Here is a 19,365-nt window from a genome sequence, read left to right on the forward strand (position 1 = left end):
TGTCGCTCGTCAGCGGGCCCGCCGGGATTCGGCGGGCCCGTGCGCGGGAGGCCCCCTCACAGCAGGCTGTCGATCAAGGCCAGCTGTTGGGGCAGGCACTGGGTGTGCAGGTCGTAGTGATCGAGGATGGTGCGACGCGCCCGGTCGCGTAACGGGGCCATCGCCTCGGGATGCGCCAGGGCCTCGCTGACGGCATCGACCAGCGCCTGGCGATCGAAGAAATCCACCAGATACCCGTTCTCGCCCGAGGTGATGACTTCGCGAACCGGGGCCGTGTCGGAGCCGATGATCGGCGCCGCACAACTCATCGCCTCCAGCAGCGACCAGGAAAGCACGAACGGGTAGGTCAGGTAGACATGCGCCCGGGACAGCTGCATCAGTGCCGTCAGGGTGTCGTGCGGCACCCTGCCCAGGAAATGCACCCGGCGCTCGTCGAGCCCGGCGGCGACCTCCTCGAGAAAGACCGTCTTCCAGCGGCGGCCATCCCCGGGTGCCGAGCCGTAGCTCACCCCATCGCCCCCCACGATCAACACGTGGGCGTCAGGGTTGCGTGTCAGGATCTCGGGCAGTGCCCGCATGAAGACGTGATAGCCGCGATAGGGTTCCAGGTCGCGATTGACGAACGTGACCACCGGCGTGTCGCGCGTCAGGGTCAGCCGGTCCCCCAGCGAGACCCTGACCTTGTCGTTGGGCCGAAAGCGTTGGGTATCGATCCCTTCATGGATGACATGCAGCCTGTCGTGATAGGCCTGTGGATGGGTGGCCTTCTGAAAGTGGGTCGAGCAGATCCCCGCATCGACGTGCTCCAGCATCCAGAGCGGCCACAGGTTCTTCAGGCGAATCCGCAGACGCGCCTCCTCGCTTACGGGGAATTCCGCATCGAAGTCCGCATCCAGCCCCGTGGCCTGGTAATAGAACTCGAACCACCCCAGGCAGCGACTGTCCGGAAAGAGCTCGCGCACCGTCATCATGTCGCCCCAGCCGGCGTGGCCGATGACCAGGTCCGGTACCCAGCCCTCGTCGCGCCAGGCTTGCAGCACGGCCTGGGTGGCACGCCCGCGAATGATCTTGCTGTCCAGCTGGCGCAGGAGCGGGTCGATGTCCGGCGGGTTGCCGCGTGGCAGCGTCGCCCGGGTGACGGGAAACGCGCTCTCGGGGGGCGCGTTCAGGGTAACGGCGCGTACGTCATGGCCGGCCTGGTGAAGGGCCGGAGCCAGGTGGCGAAACTGCCCGGGGAAGTTGACATGTAGAAAGAGGATTCGGCTATTGGGCTTCACCGCGACGGCTCCCGACAGAAAAGAAAAACAGTATCCGGCTCAGCGACGCCGCCAATGCCGCCGGGCATGGGCAATCATGCCGGACAGCGCCCAAGCCAGCAGCAGGCTCGCCAAGGCGTAAGCCGGCCACTGCCACGGAGCGGCCAGGCCCGGCGCGATCTCGGCGATCACATAGGCGCTGATCATGACGGTGGCCCGGTAAAAGAGCCACCGTGGGTGCGGCACGCGAGGCCGGCGCATCAGGTGTCCCCGGCCAGCTCGGCCAGGTAGGTGCCATAGGCGTTCTTGCTCAATCCCGCCGCCAGGCGCGCCAGGTGTTCGCGGTCGATCCACCCCTGGTGGAAGGCAATCTCCTCGGGAACGGCAATATGCTGGCCCTGGCGATTCTCGACCGTCTGCACGAAGCTGCTGGCCTCGAGCAGGCTGTCATGGGTGCCGGTATCGAACCAGGCGAAGCCGCGACCGAGTCGTTCCACCTGCAAGGCGCCATGCTGCAGATAGTGGTTATTGACGTCGGTGATCTCGAGCTCGCCGCGGGGGCTGGGCTGGAGGCCTCGGGCGATATCGACCACCGCGTTGTCGTAGAAATAGAGCCCGGTGACGGCCCAGTTGGAGCGCGGACGCGACGGCTTTTCCTCGATGGACAGCGCCGTGCCCTGCGCATCGAATTCGACCACGCCATAGCGCTGGGCATCGCGGACCTGATAGCCGAACACCGTCGCGCCGGAGTCGCGCCTCGCCGCCTGCTGCAAGGTGCTCGTGAGGCCGTGGCCGAAGAAGATGTTGTCGCCCAGTACCAGGGCGCAGCCGTCCGAACCGATGAAGTTGTGCCCGATGATGAACGCCTCGGCCAGACCACCAGGGGAGGCCTGAACGGCATAGCGCAACGACAGCCCCCATTGACTGCCATCGCCCAGCAGGCGAGTGAAGCCTTCCGCATCATGGGGTGTGGTGATGATCAGGATGTCGCGAATCCCCGCCAGCATCAGCGTGCTCAGCGGGTAATAGATCATCGGCTTGTCGTAGACCGGCAGCAGCTGCTTGGAAATGGCACGGGTGATGGGATAGAGCCGGGTTCCCGAACCGCCGGCCAGGATGATGCCCTTGGAGATCATGGCGCCTCGCTGGTGGGTAATTCGAAATAGCGTGGAAGGTCCCGCAGCCAGGGTTGCTGCCGATCCTTTTCGGATAACACCGGGCGGGTGATCGGCCAGTCGATCGCCAGGTCGGGGTCGTTCCAGCGCAGGCCCTTGTCGTGCGCCGGGGAATAGACCTGGGTGACCTTGTAGAGCACTTCGGTATCCGGTTCCAGGGTCAGCAGGCCATGGGCGAACCCTTCGGGAATCAAGATCTGGTTGCCCTGGCGCGCGGAGATTTCGGCACTGACATGCTGGCCAAACGTCGGCGAGCCCTGGCGCAGGTCCACGGCCACGTCCAGGATGGCGCCGCGGACCACGCGCACCAGCTTGGCCTGGGCAAAGGGCGGAACCTGAAAATGCAGCCCGCGCAGCGTGCCTGCTTGCGCCGAATAGGCATGGTTGTCCTGAACGAAGTCGAGGGTTATGCCCGCCTCGTGCCATCTGGGGCGGCTCCAGCTCTCCGAGAAGAAGCCGCGTTCATCGCCATGGCGAGCCGGCGTGATGATCTTGACCTCGGGTATGGCCAGCGTCTCGATGGAAAGGCCCATGATCGGTATTCCACTCCTTTTTATCCCAGTCCTTGCTTCAGTATCGGCGGTTCACCCGCGGTCCATGACTTCCTGCAGCGTCAACGCCAGCCCTGTGCGCCAGTCCGGGAAGCGCACGCCCAGCGTCTCTTCCAGCTTGTCGACCGCCAGCCGGGAGTTGAGCGGCCGAGTCGCGGGCGTCGGGTAGTCCGCCGTGGGAATGGCCGCGACGCGCTCGGGCGTGGTCGCCAGGGGGACCCCGGCGGCCGCGGCCTGGCGAAAGATCTCGCGGGCGAAGCCGCACCAGCTGGTCTCGCCGCGCGGGGCCAGATGGTAGGTACCGGCTAACGCCGGGTGAGGGGTGAGTGCTTCGCTGGTGAGGGGTGAGGCGTGCGGCGTGACGAGTGAGGCGTGAAGGGCCAAGGCCGTGACCTGGGCGATCAAGCGGGCCGGGGTGGGCGCGCCGATCTGGTCGTCCACCACGTTCAGAGCCTCGCGCTCGTGGCCCAGGCGCAGCATGGTCTTCAGGAAGTTGTGCCCGCGCGCACTGTACACCCAGCTGGTCCGAAAGATCAGGTGCCGGCAGCCGCTGGCCTGCACCGCCTCGTCGCCGGCCAGCTTGGTGCGGCCGTACACGCTGAGCGGACCGGTGGCATCCTGTTCCTGCCAGGGGGCATCGCCACTGCCGGGGTAGACGTAATCGCTGGAGTAATGCACCAGCCACTGGCCACGTTCGGCACTGTACTCGGCCAACTGCGCCGGCAGCTCGGCGTTGAGCCGCCGGGCCAGCTCGGGATCGTCCTCGGCCTTGTCCACGGCGGTGTAGGCTGCCGCGTTGACGATCACGTCCGGCTGGTGGGTTTCCAGCCACTGCGCCACGGCGTCGGCATCCGCCAGGTCGAGCTCCCGACGCGTCGGCGCCAGCACCGTGCCCAGCAGGCAAAGCTGGCGCTGCAGTTCGAAACCGACCTGGCCGGTACTTCCGGTCACGAGGATCGTGAGGGGTAAGCGCTTCGCTGGTGAGGGGTGAGGGGCAGGTGCTTCGCTAGAAAGTGATGAGGCGTTGTAGGTCATGAGGTCAACTTGAGGTGTTTGATAAGACCGCCCAGTAAATTGAACACGGAGTCAAGCTGGGGGCCGGTGGTCGATAGGTCATTGAGATAGCCCAGGCGCTGGGCGATCAGCAGCTGGGTTTCGACTTCACTGAGCGATCCTCTGGCGATGTAGAGAAACCGGAGAAAGTCGGCCTTGCTTCCACGCGCCGCTCCTTCCGCGATATTGCTGGGTACGGACACAGCGGCGCGCTGCATCTGACTGGACAGGCCGAATCGCTCTTCAGCAGGAAAGGTGGCTGTCAGAGCATAAATCGTCGAAACCAGTTCCATCGATTCCTGCCACGCTCGCAGCTGCTGGTGCTTGCGCATAGGCTCTCCTCCTCACTCCTCACTCCTCACTCCTCACTCCTCACTCCTCACTCCTCACTCCTCCTCACACCACACCCAGCCGTTCCCCCTGGTAGCTGCCGTCCTGCACCCGCTGCCACCATTCCCGGTTTTCCAGGTACCACGCCACCGTCTTGCGCAGGCCGGTCTCGAAGGTTTCCTGCGGGTGCCAGCCCAGCTCGCGCTTGATCTTCGAGGCGTCGATGGCGTAGCGCCGGTCGTGGCCGGGGCGATCGGTGACAAAGGTGATGAGTTCCTTGTGAGGGGTGAGGGGGGAGCGCTTCGCTTGTGAGGGGATATGTGCCTCACCCCTCACCCCTCTCTCCTCAGCCGGGACCAGCTCGTCCAGGATCTCGCAGATCGCCTCGACCACTTCCAGGTTGGTCTTCTCGTTGTGGCCGCCGATGTTGTAGGTCTCGCCGATCGTGCCCCGGGTCGCGACCTGGACCAGCGCGCGGGCGTGATCTTCCACATAGAGCCAGTCGCGGATCTGGCCGCCATCGCCATACACCGGCAGCGGCTTGCCGGCCAGGGCGTTGAGGATCATCAGCGGGATCAGCTTCTCGGGAAAGTGATACGGCCCGTAGTTGTTGGAGCAGTTGGTGACCAGCGTCGGCAGGCCGAAGGTGCGCTGCCAGGCGCGGACCAGGTGGTCCGAGCCCGCCTTGCTGGCGGAATACGGCGAACTGGGCGAATAGGGGGTGGTTTCAGTGAAAAGCGGCTTCGCCGGTGAGGGGTGAGGAGTGAGCGCTTCGCTGGTGAGGGGAGGCTCCTCACCCCTCACGCCTAACGCCTCACCGTTTCTCCCCCCACCCCTCACGCCTAACGCCTCACCGCTTCTCCCCTCACCCCTCACGCCTGACGCCTCACTCTCCCCCAGGTCCCCATACACCTCGTCGGTGGACACATGATGGAAGCGGAAGCCGGCCGCCTTCGTCGGGTCATCCTGCTTGAGCGCCTGCCAGTACGCCCGGGCGGTTTCCAGCAATACCGAGGTGCCCACCACATTGGTCTGGATGAAGGTGGCCGGGCCATCGATGGAGCGGTCCACATGGCTTTCCGCGGCCAGGTGCATCACCACGTCCGGCTGGCATTCCCGAAACACGCGGTGCATGGCCTCGGCATCGACGATATCCGCCTGCACGAAACGATAGCGCGGGCTGTCCTCGATCGCGGCCAGCGATTCCAGGTTGCCGGCGTAGGTGAGCTTGTCGACGTTGGTGACGTGATGCGACGTATGGTGGATCAGCTCGCGCACCACGGCGGAGCCGATGAAACCGGCACCGCCGGTGACAAGGATGTTCATCGAGACCTCCCGTTAAGCGGCATGGTTTTCTTATGGTGCATCTGGCCGTCTCGCGCCACCCCACACGACGAAGTGGGGGTTGCGCGTTTCTTCGGGATTCGCGTAGCGCAGCGGTTCGCCCTGCAGGGTTTCCACGCGGCCGCCGGCCTGCTCGACCACGGCCTGGGCGGCGCCGGTATCCCACAGGCAGGTGGGGCCCAGCCGCGGGTAGACGTCGGCGGCGCCCTCGGCGACCAGGCAGAGCTTCAGCGAACTGCCCATCGCCACCATCTCGTGCGGGCCGAGCCTGTCCAGCCAGGCGGTCGTCTCGGCGCTCGGGTGCGAGCGGCTGCCCACCACGCGCCACGGGGCGCCCGCTGCCGGGGCCCCCGAAACGCGAATGGCCCGGCGCTCGCCGTCCTGACTCACCTTGAAGGCGCCGACGCCCTCGGCCGCCAGGTAGCTGACGCCGAGGGTGGGGGCGACGACCACACCGAGCACCGGGCGGCCCTGCTCGATCAGCGCGATGTTGACGGTGAACTCGCCGTTGCGCTTGATGAACTCCTTGGTGCCATCCAGCGGGTCCACCAGCCAGTAACGGCCCCGGGCGTCGCTGCCGGGAAAGCCCTCGACGTCCTCCTCGGACAGCACGGGAATGTCATCGGGCAGGGCCTCGAGGCCGGCGACGATGAGGTCGTGGGCGGCCTGGTCGGCGTCGGTCAGCGGGCTCCGGTCGTCCTTCTCCTCGACGGTGAACTCGCGGGCGTAGACGGCCATGATGGCGCGGCCGGCTTCGAGGGCGATGTGTTCGACAGCGCCGAGCAGTTGTTCGTAAGTCATGGGGTTTCCATTGCTGAGTGGCATGTCTGAGCGTGGTGGACGAGTCGTAAGCCGTAAGCCGTAAGCCGTAAGCCGTAAGCCATAAGCCGTAAGCCATAAGCCGTAAGCCGTAAGCTTTAAGCTGTAAGAGTTCCCTTTGCCGGGTTCCTGGGGGTACGCCGCGCAGCGGCGAACTTAAGGCTTACAGCTTATAGCTCCGGGCTTCGCCCGGACTTACAGCTCCGGGCGTCGCCGGGCTCAGTCGATCAGCCGGCGCTCGCGCAGCAGGTTTATGATGGCCTCGGCGGCCTCGTCGCTGCTCATCTCGGTGGTGCGGATGTGCAGGTCGGGTGCCTCCGGGGCCTCGTAGGCGGAGTCGATGCCGGTGAAGTTCTTCAGCTCGCCGCGCCGGGCCTTCCTGTACAGCCCCTTGGGATCGCGGTCCTCGGCGACGTCCAGCGGCGTGTCGATGAAGATCTCGAGGAACTCGTCGGCCTCGACCAGGTCGCTCGCCATCTGGCGCTCGCTGCGGAAGGGCGAGATGAAGGCGGTCAGCACGATCAGCCCGGCATCCACCATCAGCCGGGCCACTTCGCCGACGCGGCGGATGTTCTCCACGCGGTCGGCATTGGTGAAACCGAGGTCGCGGTTGAGGCCGTGACGCACGTTGTCGCCGTCCAGCAGGTAGGTATGCCGGCCGCCGGCGTGCAGCTTCTTTTCGACGAGGTTGGCGATGGTCGACTTGCCGGCCCCCGAGAGCCCGGTGAACCACAGCACGGCCGGCTTCTGGCCCTTGGCCAGCGCCCGGGCCGGCTTGTCGACATCCACCGGCTGGCGGTGAATGTTCTGGCTGCGTCGCAGGGCGAAGTGCAGCATGCCGGCACCGACGGTGTTGTGGGTCATGCGGTCGATGAGGATGAAGCCGCCGGTATCCGGTACCTCCCGGTAGGGGTCGAAGGCCACCGGGCGCGACAGGCTCAGCGTGCAGACGGCGATGCCGTTGAGCTCCAGCTGCTTGGCGGCCGCGTGTTCCAGGGTGTTGACGTTGATCTGGTACTTGATGTCGCTCACGGTCGCCGTGACGGTCTGGGTGCCGAGCTTCATCTGATAGGGGCGCCCGGGCAGCAGCGGCTGCTCGTGCATCCAGACCAGCGTGGTCTCGAACTGGTCGGCGGTCTGGGCCGGCGAGTCCGCGCCGGAAATCACGTCGCCGCGCGAGATGTCGATCTCGTCGTCGAGCAGCAGGGTGACGGACTGGCCGGCCACGGCCTCGTCCAGATCGCCGTCGAAGGTGTAGATGCGCGAGACCGTGCTGGTCTTGCCGGACGGCTGTACGCGGATGGCATCGTCGGGGCGCACGCGGCCGCTGGCGATGTGGCCGGCAAAGCCGCGGAAGTCCAGGTTGGGGCGGTTGACCCACTGGACCGGCAGGCGGAACGGGGCCTGCTGGTGACGCTGGTCGTCGACGGCGACGGTTTCCAGGTAGGCCATCAAGGTCGGGCCGTGGTACCACGGCATGTGATGGCCGTGTTCGATGACGTTGTCGCCCTTGAGCGCCGACATGGGGATGAAGGTGATGTCGGTCAGGCCCAGCTGCCGGGCGAACTCGCGGTACGCCTCGACGATGGCCTCGAAGCGCTCCCGGGCGTAGTCCACCAGATCCATCTTGTTGATGGCCACCACGATATGGCGAATGCCGATCAGCGACATCAGGAAACTGTGCCGCCGGGTCTGGGTCAGGATGCCGTGGCGGGCATCGACCATCAGGATGGCGGCGTCGGCGGTGGACGCGCCGGTGACCATGTTGCGCGTGTACTGCTCGTGCCCCGGGGTGTCGGCGACGATGAACTTGCGCTTGTCGGTGGAGAAGAAGCGGTACGCCACGTCGATGGTGATGCCCTGTTCGCGCTCGGCGGCCAGGCCGTCGACCAGCAGGGCGAAATCCATCTCGCTGCCCTGGGTGCCGTACTTCTTCGAGTCCGCCTCGATGGCGGCCAGCTGGTCCTCGAACAACAGCTTGGACTCGAACAACAGACGGCCGATCAGCGTGCTCTTGCCGTCATCCACGCTGCCGCAGGTGATGAAGCGTAGCAGGCCCTTGTGTTCGTGGGCCTTCAGGTATTCTTCGATGTCGCTCTCGATAAGGCCGGATTGATGAGACATGTCAAACCTGTAGCTGTGAGCTGTAAGCGATAAGCTGTAAGGAAAAACAGCTTGTTAGCCATCAGCGAGTTACTCATTGTCCAGCGAGGAGATGAGGCCGTGCAGCATGGAAGAGATTTCTCGAGTCTCTTGCAGCCACCGCCGTCCCTGCTGGGCTTTTATGTAGTCGATATCCATGCCGATATAGATCTGCGTGCGCAGCTCGGAGCATGAACCTCTTGCGATAACCAAGAAGTGCCGCTTGTCCCGGGGGGTATAGCGCGTCATTCCTTCGGCGATATTGCTGGGTATGGACAAGCCGGCTCGCGTGACCTGATCCTTGAAGCCGAAGTCCCGGAGGTGTCGCAGAGCCTTGTAGAGTTCCGCCGACAGCCTTGCGGAGCGCTGCCATACCTGAAGCTTCTCGAAATTCATGATCGCCACCTCTGCAAGCTGTTGGGGTTGCTTACAGCTTACGGCTTCGGGCCTTACAGCTCTTCTAGGCGCTCCGCGCCTAGAAGTACCCTTCCGCCTTCTTCTTCTCCATCGATGCGGCGCTGTCGTGGTCGATCACCCGGCCCTGGCGCTCCGAGGTGCGGGTCAGCAGCATTTCCTGAATGATCGCCGGCAGGGTGTCGGCCTCGGACTCGATGGCGCCGGTCAGCGGGTAGCAGCCCAGGGTGCGAAAGCGCACCTTGCGCATCATCGGCACCTCGCCGGGTTCCAGCGGCATGCGCTCGTCGTCGACCATGATCAGCGTGCCATCGCGTTCCACCACCGGGCGTTCGGCGGCGTAGTAGAGCGGCACGATGGGGATGTCCTGCAGGTAGATGTACTGCCAGATGTCCAGCTCGGTCCAATTGGAGAGCGGGAAGACGCGGATCGACTCGCCCTTGTGCCGGCGCGTGTTGTAGAGCTTCCACAGTTCCGGGCGCTGATTCTTCGGGTCCCAGCGGTGCTGAGCGGTACGGAAGGAAAAGATGCGCTCCTTGGCCCGGGATTTCTCCTCGTCGCGTCGGGCCCCGCCGAAGGCGGCATCGAAGCCGTACTGGTCGAGCGCCTGCTTGAGCCCTTCGGTCTTCATCACGTCGGTGTGGAGCGCCGAGCCGTGGGTGAAGGGGTTGATGTCCTTCTCGATGCCTTCGGGGTTGATGTGCACCAGCAGTTCCATGCCGGTTTCCCTGGCCATCTGGTCGCGGAACGCGTACATGGCGCGGAACTTCCAGCGGGTGTCCACATGCAGCAGCGGGAAGGGCGGTGGCCCGGGGGCGAAGGCCTTGCGCGCCAGGTGCAGCATCACGGCGCTGTCCTTGCCGACGGAGTAGAGCATCACGGGGTTTTCGGCCTCGGCGACCACCTCGCGCATGATCTGAATGCTCTCGGCCTCGAGCCGTTGCAGGTGGGTTAATGATGTCATGGGTTCTCAGTCCTTGGTTATCGAGCGGTAAGCCGTAAGCCGTAAGCTAAAAGTCTGCCGCTTCGCGGCGAAAACCAAACCCTTTGGAACGGGGGTTACTTACCGCTTAACGCTTACGGCTTACCGCTTATCTCTTACCGCTCGGGAGTAGCCCGACGGGTAACGTCACAAGATGCATTTGCGGGTTTTGTTCAAGCCAGCGATCTATCTCCGGGCTTGCCGTAAGGTCGGCACCCCGAAAGATCACGACGTTGCCGCCGTTGGCCCGCAGGCGAGTGAAGAGCTGCAGGTAATCGTCGGCGCGGGGCGGCGCCGTGAAGCAGCGGGTGTACAGCATGTCCCGCTTGCCGTGGGCGAAGAGCTGGTAACGGCGGGGGTGACCCGGTGTCGCGGCGCATACCCGGGCGCCCGCCTGCCACACGTGGCCGCCTCCGGGGCTGTGGCTGGCGATGGCCGGCAGTACCTGCCGGCGGTACCAGCGCCCCGCCATCGAGCGTCGTCGCTCCAGGCCGGCGAGGTCCAGCGGGGCCGGCTTGAGATCCTGCCGGGTCAGCCAGTGCTCGACGGCACGCGGCGAGGCGACGCCCGGCGAGGCGACGCCCGGCGAAGCGACGCCCGGCGATACGTCGCCCGGCGAGGCGTCGACTTCTGCATCGTCGTTATCACCCAGCGACTGGGCCAGGGTGCGCGCGCTCCAGCCCGGCTGATCGCCGGGCGGCCACTCGGCGAGCCGTTGTGCCAGCTGGCGGCGTTGTGCGTCGCCGAGCGTGGCTCCCTGCCCGGCGGGCCGCCCGCGGGGACGCACCGGCACCGCCTCCCAGCCGCCTTCGCGAAAGGCCTTCCAGGCGGCGGAGACGGTCGGCGGCGAAAGTCCGGTGCGTTGCGCCGTTTCGGCGACGGTCATGCCGTCGAGCCGCAGGCGAACGGCCTGCAACCGGCGCGCGTTGAGCGTTTCAGGCGAAAAATGTTTAGTGCTCAATGTGTTTTCAAATTATTGAAAATAAACGGATAATTTAAAATAAAGGCTCATTGAGTCTGCCTTAATTAGACTAAGCATAAAACCCGCCGTAGAATCGCACAAGCACGCGTTCAGCCACCAAGGACACCACCGATGACACCCTGGGCCGTACTACTCTCCCTGGCCGCCTTGCTGGTTTTGCTGGTTGCCGGCCGGGTCCGGCCCGCCATGGGCTTCGTCGGCCTGGCCGGGGTCTACCTGCTGATGGGGCTGGTGGACACGGCCACGTTGCTGCGCCAGTACACCAACCCGGCCCTGGCCACCTTGCTGCTGCTGTTGCTGGTGTCGCTGGCGCTGGAGCGTTCGCCGCTGCTGGAGCGCGTCTCGAATCATCTGGTCAACGGCCGCCCGGAGCGGGCGACGCTCAAGGTCATGGGCACCAGTGCGGTGCTCTCGGCCTTTCTCAACAACACCGCGGTGGTGGCCACCTTCCTGGGGGCGATCTCGCGTCAGCGCCGGATCGCGCCCTCGCGGTTGCTGATCCCGCTGTCCTATGCGTCGATCCTGGGCGGGATGACGACCCTGGTCGGCACCTCCACCAACCTGGTGGTGAACTCCTTCACGATGAGCACGGCCGGCTTCGAGCTGAGCCTGTTCCAGTTCAGCTGGGTCGGGTTGCCGGTGGCGGCGGTGACCTTCCTCGTGCTGCTGTGGCAGTCGCGGCGGCTGCCACATCACCAGCCCGAGGCGGCGGCCGATGCGCTGGCCTACTTTCTGGCGGCCGATCTGCAAGCCGGGTCGCCGATGATCGGCCGCAGCATCGAGGCCAACGGCCTGCGCAGCCTGGACGGGCTCTACCTGCTGGAGATCGAGCGCCAGGGGCGGCTGATCAGCCCCGTCGGGCCGGCCGAGGTGCTGGAAGCCGGCGATACGCTGGTGTTCACCGGCGAGGTCAACCGGGTTCAGGCGCTGCAGCGCTTCCCGGGGTTGCGCCTGTTCGGCCGCCCGGCCGGCGACCTGCTGGCGACCAACCTGGTGGAGGTGGTGATCTCCCATGAGTCGGAGCTGGCCGGGCGCACGCTGCAGGCGGTGGACTTTCGCAGCATGTTCGACGCCGGGGTGGTGGGCATTCGCCGGGGCGGAAGGCGCCTGGAAGGGCAGCTGGGCAAGATTCCGCTGCGCGCCGGCGACTGCCTGCTGCTGGCGGTGGGCAGCGACTTCCACCAGCATCGCAACCTCGACCGCAACTTCCACCTGCTCAGCGGCAGCCTGACGCGGCCCCGGCTCAACCGCCGGGAGAGCGGCCTGACGCTGGCCGGCTTCGCGGCGGTGATCGGCCTGGCGGCAATGAGCGTGCTGCCGCTCTTTCAGGGGCTGCTGCTGTTGCTGGGGGCGCTGCTCGTCGGCGGCGTGCTCAGCCCGGCGGAGCTGCGCCGGCGCTTTCCGTTCGAGCTGTGGCTGATCATCGGCTCGGCCCTGGCGATCGCCCAGGCACTGGAACACTCCGGCGCCGCCACCCTGATGGCCCACGCCATGCAGGGGCTGTTCGCCGGGCATGGCGTGTATGCTGCCTTCATCGGCTGCTACCTGCTGGCGCTGGTGCTGACGGAAACCGTCACCAACAACGCCGCTGCCGCGCTGGCCTTCCCGGTCGCCTGGTCGACCGCGCAGGCCTTCGGTGCCGACCCCATGCCCTTCATCATGGCCGTGGCCTATGGGGCCAGTGCCTGCTTTCTGATTCCCTACGGCTACCAGACCCACCTGATGGTCTATTCACCCGGGCGCTATGCGCTGGGCGACTTCCTGCGCATTGGCTTGCCGGTCAGTCTGACCTATTCGATTGCGGTGCTGATCTTGACGCCGCTGATCTTCAACTTTTGAACAGCCCCCATAACCGAGACATCAGCGCCTTTCCGGATAAACGGGGAAACCTGTCGAGGAATGGTTGTTGCCCGTGATGGAGTGTCTCAATCCTCGCACAGCCCTCCCAGGCAGTGTGCCACCAGCACTTCAGCCCCGGCGGCACTGGACGACTCGGCATAACAACGCATCTCCGGCGCATTGCCGGAAGGACGCAGATGCACGATATCTACGCTGGCCAGGGCGAAACGGAGGCCATCTGTGATATCCATCTCGACAATGGCGTGCTTCAAACTCAAAGCTGCTGAATGATGGGCAAATCCTCGCGCCACCCGATCAGCAGGGCTTGTCTGCGACGAGCGGCGGCGATCAGCATTATTACCACTCCCAAGGCGCTGCTGCCATGCTGGGACGGCAGTCTAGGATGAGCGGCAACTGAGACACCTCCTTCTGCTCACGCATCATGGTAAAAACATTGTAGTGAAGGCCACGCAGACCCATCAGTAATCTGTCCTCTAGACTGTGAGCGCCGCTGGTGCCGAATGCAGGGGCTCTCTGAAATTATGTCATTGTCTCGCGCTATCTTCTTGGAAGTTGATGGCTTTTACATAATTAGTCATCGTTGGGAAGTTTCACAAATTGTCTTTACCCGAGATGTTTTCGGTGCTATGAGGAAAGCGAGATGTTACTGATTCTCCTTGAGTGCGTCAGATTTTGGGAAAGTGTTTAAGTTACATCAACTGATAGTGATAGCGGGGTAAATCCTACTTCTTCAAACCAGAACTGGTTTTCCCTTACGAGAGATATTTCAAGTCTATAACTTCCTGGCTGGGTAGGCGAGAAAAGTGATATCTCGCTTCTATAAGCCTGTCTGGGGTGCAGAGAGGAAAGTTGAAGGGAGGCTCTGTTTTTCAGTGCGCTCCACTTTTCTCCCAAAGAGTCGGTCCAAAAGTATCCAATATTGATAGGGTTTTTTGTTGTAGAGTACCATGTATTACAGCTATTGTTAATAATGGTGCAGTCTGCGTATAACTTTTCGCCAGCTTGTGTTTTTAGCGGGGGGTTGTCCAGTGTTATTTCTCCCCTTCCATCAGAAAAGCTCAGTGACTGTGTTACCAACCACTTAATGAGGGCTTCTTGCTTACTGCTTGTGGTTGCTTCGCTTTTTTTAATTTCTATGTATGAACCGCTATCGTCATTCAAACACATTCCATAATTTTTTTTCAAAAAATCTGCGCTTTCCATTGAAGCTTCGGCGACTTTTTCCAGGTCGATCAAGTCAATCGGTATTTCTCCTCCAGGAATAGAGTTCAAGAAGCGACCAAATAGACTATAAAAATGGGCGGGGAAGAAGGTGTCATATACACATTCTTTTTTAAGCTGTCGAATTATTTCAAGCCCCACGCTTACGCCGGCATCGCTCAGCGATTCATTTTCATTTTTTGTGCGTTTAATGTAATCGCTATTAATATCGCAAACTTTCAAGAAATCGTTTACTACATCTCCTCCTGCTAGAGAAAAAGAGTCATACTTTCTTAGGATTATGTTCTTTCTGCCAAAAACTGACTCAAGCTTTTCTATATTGGCTTTGTGGTTAACAATTGGCAGTTGTTTGTAGGGGTCCCTTCCAAACTTTACGCTTTGGCTTATTGCGCTCCTTAGATATGAAGCTGGGGGTCTGAAGTAATATATAATGTTTATGCTGCGGGAATGTTTTTCTAAAAAAATCCGCATCTTTTCTAGCGCGGCTTTTTCCATGGTTGCATACCCTTCGTAAGAAAGAACAAGGCGCTCGCAAGGGGCCGCTTTCTCAATCCATTTCATAAAGTCTTGAAGTGCTTTTTTTGCCCTTGATTTTGCAGCCTCCTTTTCTGTGATGCCGAGTTCAACAAAATGGACATAACGCGTAGGGTCATCATAGAAATAGCCGCCAAGAGGAAGTGATGTGTGCGGAGGAGGGTAAGCAGCAACTCCTCTTTTTTCCAGTTCTATGCGTGACTTTTCCATCATCTCTTGTATCGACGAGGTTCCGGTCTTATCGGTGCCTACATGCAGGTAAGTAACAGAAAATTTTTTCATAAAATCAAATTTAAAGACGCTTTTTTTGATAACCTGTAAGGTGTTGGAGAAAATAGTGTCACGGCTCATCCGAGATGGCTTTTGAAAACAGGAAGTTTGAGCTTTCAGTCCATCTCAGCCATGGTATAGAGTTGGAGCTGCACGCTTCTCCTAGTCGATACGCTTTTACCCACTGCGAGATGATTTCTCCCGCCGTTTCGGGTTTCATGTTCTGGGGGAAGTAAGTTGCATGTTCTCTTGCCACCTCACGAAATACCGGAATATCCCGCGCGATGATCGGCAAGCCTTTCTGCGCGGCTTCGATCAACGGCAGGCCGAAGCCCTCTCCGTAGGACGCAGCGATCAGGCAAGCACTGGCTTCGTAGACCTTTTCCAGATACTCGTCGCTGATGCCGGCCAGCCAGAACAGCCGGCGATCGTATTCCGGGTGGTTCTTGATCCGCTCGGCGAGTTCCTGAACCTTCCAGCCCATCTTGCCGACGATCACCAGGTTGATGTCTTCGCCCTGGCGCCATAGCGCATCGAACACGTCGAGGGTATCGGTGTAGCCCTTGCGCGGCTCCAGGGTGCCGACCATCAGGAAACTGGGGCGGGATGCCAGCGTTGCCAGCCGTTGCGCGGCATCGTCCGGCATGCCCTTGCTGGGGGCGGAGTCATCAATATCGGCTCCGAGGTGTGACCAGTCGATCTGCAGCGGGCGCTCACGGGTGGGGCCGTGTTCGTTCACCCACTCACGCAGCTCGTTGGCCACAGTGCGCGAAATACAGATCACGCCATCGGTGGCGGTGATGGAGCGAAGCCATTGGGTAAAGCCTTCCTCATTACCTTCCGGAAAGCATTCCGGCATTTGGATTGGCAGCAGATCATAGAGTAGAAACTTGACTATGGTACCCTGGCGGCGCAGGCGCTGATAGAAGGGCTGCTGGGCTATCTGCACCTGGAGCTGCATGTCCAGGCCGAAGAACACATCGCCTGGCGCGTAGTCGATCAGTTCGTCTTCCAGCGTGGCGGAGGGCCAGCCCATGAAGTCCAGGGTGAAGCGCCGGGCATAGCGGTAGCCGTCATCCACGCTGCCGTAGACCGGCTCCACCCGGTAGCCCTCGGGCGGGTGGCGCAGCCATTCCGTGAGGATGCTGCGCACCACACGTTGAATACCACTGCGGGCGTCATGCTTCACCAGCTCGGAGATATCGACGAGCAACTGCCGCCGGGGGTAGCGTTCGGCCACCAGCTCCTGCTTGAGCTGTTCGGCACTTTGTGCCCAGGTTTGCCAGCGCAGCGTGCTTGATTTCGGCTGTGCGCTCTGGCGGTACAAGTCCAGCCATTGGCTCAGCTCTTCGGCCAATGCCTCGCCCGTTGCTCCCTGGAAGTAGAAGGCGCTGGACTGGGCGACCTCACGGAACACGGGGATATCCCGAGCGATGATGGAGATGCCGTAGCGGGCCGCCTCGATCAGCGAGAGGCCGAAGCCCTCATTGATGCTGGCTGCCACCAGGGCGCTGCTGTCCTGGTAGACCTTCTCAAGGTATTCATCGCTGATGCCCTCCAGCCAGAACAGCCGTTTGCCATTCTCGGGATGCTCGCGGAGCTGGCTGGCCAGCGCGTCGATCTTCCAGCCTTGCTTGCCGACCAGCACCAGGTTGACGTCCTGCCCTTGCGCCCAGAGCGCCTGGACGGCGTCGAACAGCTGCTCCTGCCCCTTGCGCGGCTCCAGCGTGGAAACGATCAGGAACGTCGGGCGCTGATGAATGCTGGCCAGCACCGCCTCGGCCTCCGCCGGGATGCCGGTGGAGGGCCTGGAGCCGGCCAGATCACCGCCGTTGTGTACCCAGGCCATGCGAAAGCCGGGTGTGCGGAAGACGTTGTTTTCCGAGATCCACGCATCGAAGGCATCGGCAGTCGCCTTCGAGACACAAATAGCACCATCGGTGGCTGCCACCATGGCAAGCCACTGTTCATGAAGCTGCCGGGCGTCGTCATCCTTGAACAGGTCGGCCAGCTGGATGGGCAGCAGATCGTGCACCAGGAACTTGACCGTGACGCCGTCGGCCTGCAACTGGCGGAAGAATGCCTGATGGGCCAGTTGCACATGATGCTGCATATCCAGCGCGAAGAAGATATCGCCCCGCTGCCAGTGGATGGGCGCCTCATCATCCAGCGTCTGCTGGCTCAGGCCTTCGGGCAGTTCTACTCCGTAGTGGCGAGCCAACTGCCAGGCGTAGCGATAGCCCTCTTCACGCGTGGCGTAGACGGGCACAACCTGGAAGCCGGCGGGAGGGTACTGCAACAGCGCCTGAAGGTAGCTGCGCACCACACGCTGCACGCCGGTGGCGGCATCGTTGTTGCGGATCTCGGAGACATCGAGCAACAGCTGGCGGGTCAAGCCGGCCTGCTGGTTGAGGGCAAGGCTACTGGCGATCTCGCTCAATACCAGCTTACTGGGGCGGTCCAAGTGACCAATGATGGCCCTTTCAAGCGGCTCCCTGTGCAGGTGCCCAGATTTCGTGCCGCTTCTAGCCCTTTCGTCGCGGCTCGCATAAAGAGCCTCCCAGGCGGCGATCGCTCGCTTGGCGGAAGCGTCCCAGGAAAACAGCCCGGCCTGCCGCTCGCCATGGGTGATCAGTCGCTGTCTGAAGGGCTCATCGTTCAGGGCCTGGGCCATCCTGGCCGAGATGGATTCCACACTCATGGGATCAAAGAGCGCTTCATCCAGGCCAATCACCTCGGGCAGGCTCGAGGTGTTGGCACCAATGACGGGAGCGCCGCACTGCATCGCTTCCAGTGCCGGTAGGCCGAAACCCTCATGCCAGGTCGGGAAGACGTACAACTTGCAGAGGTTATAGAGCTTCACCAGCTCTTCATCAGACACGAAGCCTGTAAAAAGAAGTTCGTCGTTACCAAGCCCGGCTTGCTCAGCCACTTGTTGTAACTCGGCAATATTGCCCCGAGGCATCTTGCCGGCAAATAGCAGCTGGTGCGTCGCTCTAGTCTCGCTGGGTAGGCTAGCGTAAGCTTTAATCAGACGAGGCAAATTCTTGCGTTGGTCCGCCCCGCCACTGTACAGGGCAAAAGGCCGAGTCACACCAAACCTTTCGGTCAAGGCCTTGGCCTCAACCTCTGAAATTTCCACTTGGCGGAAGCTATCTTCTGCCGCCACGGAGGTATTAACCACCTTCTCGGCAGCAATACCAAGATGATCTATTGCTTCCTGGCTGGACGACTCCGAAATGGAAAGAAACAGTGAGGCGCGCTTGAAATGATCAATCTTGTTGGCGTAGTAGCGGGAAAAAGCAAGGTTGGGTTCGAGGTACTGTTGAGGATAAAGCAGCGGTATCAGATCATACAGCGTTATGCTGACCGGGGTCTGACGATCAAATCGGCCGACACTCAATACGGCGTCGTCTCCGAATCCCTCGAAGAGACTGTGAACATGCACTATATCCGGGTTCAGGCTCGCCAGAAAGGCCTCACGTTCCAACTCCGCGACTAGCCGGCGGGAGTCATTTTCCGGATTAGCCTCGAAAACCGGCCCAGGGGCGTTCCAAACGCGAATATTGTCCTGCGGTAGCAAACCCTGAAAAGCGCCTCGGATTGGCTCAATCGTCTCCGGAAACAAGCCGTTGAGTGCAAGAATTATCTCATGCGCCCCCCGGTTCTTCACGATTGCCTGGGTAAGAGACAACGTATAACGACCAATCCCCCGAAACCGGCTTTCTGTCTGGGAACCTTGCATATCAATGACGATGCGCATCAGTGGGCCACCTCCATCGTGCTGCGCTTGAGCTGTTGATAGAGAGCACGCGCATGTCGGGTCAGCCCATCGCCGTCATACTCCAGAACTGTTAGCGGCATCTGGTGAACACTCAGTTCTTTTTCTTCCATCCAGAACTGATCTTCCATCACCATCGTCGCCATCAACTGGTAGTCGCCTGGGGAAGTCGGTACGACGACATCCATCTCCATGGCCAATGTTTCACCCGGAAGAATTGGTCTGGGTAATAGTGTACGCTTGCCATCAAGGTCGTGGACATTTCCTTCATCATCATACCAGTGATAGGCTGCAAAAAGTGGCTTTTCGGGAGAAGTTTTCCAGATTGATGTCGAGCGGTTCTCAACATTGATCAACAGCTTGCGGCGACCGTCGGCATGAAACTCCAGGTCTTGGTCAATGATTTCGACACTGCCACTCGAAATACATTTTTCAATATTGTCGAATCGGATTTTTTCGTGATCATGAGTGTGTCCATGCTTTATCTGTTCCAGCATATGGCGTACATCATGGCCTTCCAGGAGCCTTTCTAGCCAGTAGGACTTCGCTGCTTGATCAGTGTCTTCCGGGCGAAAAATATTCAGCGCCCTTTCCACCAGCTCCGCCTTGTGTCGGCGGCGAAGCTGGTCAATATCCATCTCTGCATCCATT

At 61.7% G+C, this 19,365-nt stretch carries 17 protein-coding genes; 1 reads left to right on the forward strand and 16 read right to left on the reverse strand.

Features of this window, described 5'->3' with window-relative positions:
- Window positions 1-56: 56 nt before the first annotated feature.
- The 12 genes from G7A98_RS10880 to G7A98_RS16620 all read right to left on the reverse strand — a co-directional run bounded on the left by G7A98_RS10880 (window position 57) and on the right by G7A98_RS16620 (window position 11,027).
- A complete protein-coding gene (locus tag G7A98_RS10880) occupies window positions 57-1,277 on the reverse strand; it encodes a glycosyltransferase (RefSeq protein WP_163649698.1) in 1,221 nt (406 codons plus the stop codon).
- 39 nt (window positions 1,278-1,316) lie between these two features.
- Window positions 1,317-1,463 carry a hypothetical protein gene (locus G7A98_RS10885; RefSeq protein ID WP_163649699.1) on the reverse strand — a complete coding sequence of 49 codons (147 nt, stop codon included), beginning with the start codon at window positions 1,461-1,463 and terminating at the stop codon, window positions 1,317-1,319.
- 53 nt (window positions 1,464-1,516) lie between these two features.
- Window positions 1,517-2,392 (reverse strand): glucose-1-phosphate thymidylyltransferase RfbA, encoded by an 876-nt coding sequence (rfbA, locus tag G7A98_RS10890; RefSeq protein WP_163649700.1) that lies wholly within the window; start codon window positions 2,390-2,392, stop codon window positions 1,517-1,519.
- On the reverse strand, window positions 2,389-2,964 hold the full coding sequence (gene rfbC / locus G7A98_RS10895; protein ID WP_163649701.1) for a dTDP-4-dehydrorhamnose 3,5-epimerase: 576 nt from the start codon (window positions 2,962-2,964) through the stop codon (window positions 2,389-2,391). Before rfbC ends, rfbA begins: the two co-directional genes overlap by 4 nt.
- 51 nt (window positions 2,965-3,015) lie before the next feature.
- Window positions 3,016-3,933 carry a dTDP-4-dehydrorhamnose reductase gene (gene rfbD / locus G7A98_RS10900; protein WP_224420233.1) on the reverse strand — a complete coding sequence of 306 codons (918 nt, stop codon included), beginning with the start codon at window positions 3,931-3,933 and terminating at the stop codon, window positions 3,016-3,018.
- Window positions 3,934-4,013: 80 nt separating this feature from the next.
- Complete coding sequence (locus G7A98_RS10905; protein WP_163649703.1) at window positions 4,014-4,367, reverse strand: four helix bundle protein; 354 nt, start codon at window positions 4,365-4,367, stop codon at window positions 4,014-4,016.
- Window positions 4,368-4,431: 64 nt separating this feature from the next.
- Complete coding sequence (locus G7A98_RS10910; RefSeq protein WP_163649704.1) at window positions 4,432-5,691, reverse strand: GDP-mannose 4,6-dehydratase; 1,260 nt, start codon at window positions 5,689-5,691, stop codon at window positions 4,432-4,434.
- A gap of 30 nt (window positions 5,692-5,721) precedes the next feature.
- A complete protein-coding gene (gene cysQ / locus G7A98_RS10915; protein ID WP_163649705.1) occupies window positions 5,722-6,510 on the reverse strand; it encodes a 3'(2'),5'-bisphosphate nucleotidase CysQ in 789 nt (262 codons plus the stop codon).
- A gap of 237 nt (window positions 6,511-6,747) precedes the next feature.
- Window positions 6,748-8,652: a sulfate adenylyltransferase subunit CysN gene (gene cysN / locus G7A98_RS10920; RefSeq protein WP_163649706.1), complete on the reverse strand. Its 1,905-nt coding sequence runs from the start codon at window positions 8,650-8,652 to the stop codon at window positions 6,748-6,750.
- A gap of 69 nt (window positions 8,653-8,721) precedes the next feature.
- The gene (locus G7A98_RS10925) at window positions 8,722-9,066 is read right to left on the reverse strand and encodes a four helix bundle protein (RefSeq protein WP_163649707.1); all 345 of its coding nucleotides are present in this window, start codon (window positions 9,064-9,066) and stop codon (window positions 8,722-8,724) included.
- A 79-nt stretch (window positions 9,067-9,145) separates the two neighbouring features.
- A complete protein-coding gene (cysD, locus tag G7A98_RS10930; RefSeq protein WP_163649708.1) occupies window positions 9,146-10,048 on the reverse strand; it encodes a sulfate adenylyltransferase subunit CysD in 903 nt (300 codons plus the stop codon).
- A 127-nt stretch (window positions 10,049-10,175) separates the two neighbouring features.
- A complete protein-coding gene (locus G7A98_RS16620; RefSeq protein WP_240464735.1) occupies window positions 10,176-11,027 on the reverse strand; it encodes a helix-turn-helix domain-containing protein in 852 nt (283 codons plus the stop codon).
- Between the two features lie 132 nt (window positions 11,028-11,159).
- Here G7A98_RS16620 and G7A98_RS10940 point away from each other — a divergent pair, with 132 nt between their 5' ends.
- Window positions 11,160-12,887: an SLC13 family permease gene (locus tag G7A98_RS10940; protein ID WP_163649709.1), complete on the forward strand. Its 1,728-nt coding sequence runs from the start codon at window positions 11,160-11,162 to the stop codon at window positions 12,885-12,887.
- Window positions 12,888-12,973: 86 nt separating this feature from the next.
- Here G7A98_RS10940 and G7A98_RS10945 read toward each other — a convergent pair whose 3' ends face one another.
- The 4 genes from G7A98_RS10945 to G7A98_RS10960 form a co-directional block, all read right to left on the reverse strand.
- A complete protein-coding gene (locus G7A98_RS10945; protein WP_346427273.1) occupies window positions 12,974-13,198 on the reverse strand; it encodes a hypothetical protein in 225 nt (74 codons plus the stop codon).
- Window positions 13,199-13,592: 394 nt separating this feature from the next.
- On the reverse strand, window positions 13,593-15,014 hold the full coding sequence (locus G7A98_RS10950; RefSeq protein ID WP_163649711.1) for a hypothetical protein: 1,422 nt from the start codon (window positions 15,012-15,014) through the stop codon (window positions 13,593-13,595).
- Complete coding sequence (locus G7A98_RS10955) at window positions 15,004-18,696, reverse strand: glycosyltransferase family 1 protein (protein WP_163649712.1); 3,693 nt, start codon at window positions 18,694-18,696, stop codon at window positions 15,004-15,006. Before G7A98_RS10955 ends, G7A98_RS10950 begins: the two co-directional genes overlap by 11 nt.
- Entirely contained in the window at window positions 18,696-19,352 is a 657-nt protein-coding gene (locus G7A98_RS10960) for a hypothetical protein (RefSeq protein ID WP_163649713.1), read from the reverse strand. Before G7A98_RS10960 ends, G7A98_RS10955 begins: the two co-directional genes overlap by 1 nt.
- Window positions 19,353-19,365: the final 13 nt, after the last annotated feature.

This window comes from Modicisalibacter sp. 'Wilcox' (genome assembly GCF_010993675.1).
Classification (GTDB): domain Bacteria; phylum Pseudomonadota; class Gammaproteobacteria; order Pseudomonadales; family Halomonadaceae; genus Modicisalibacter; species Modicisalibacter tunisiensis.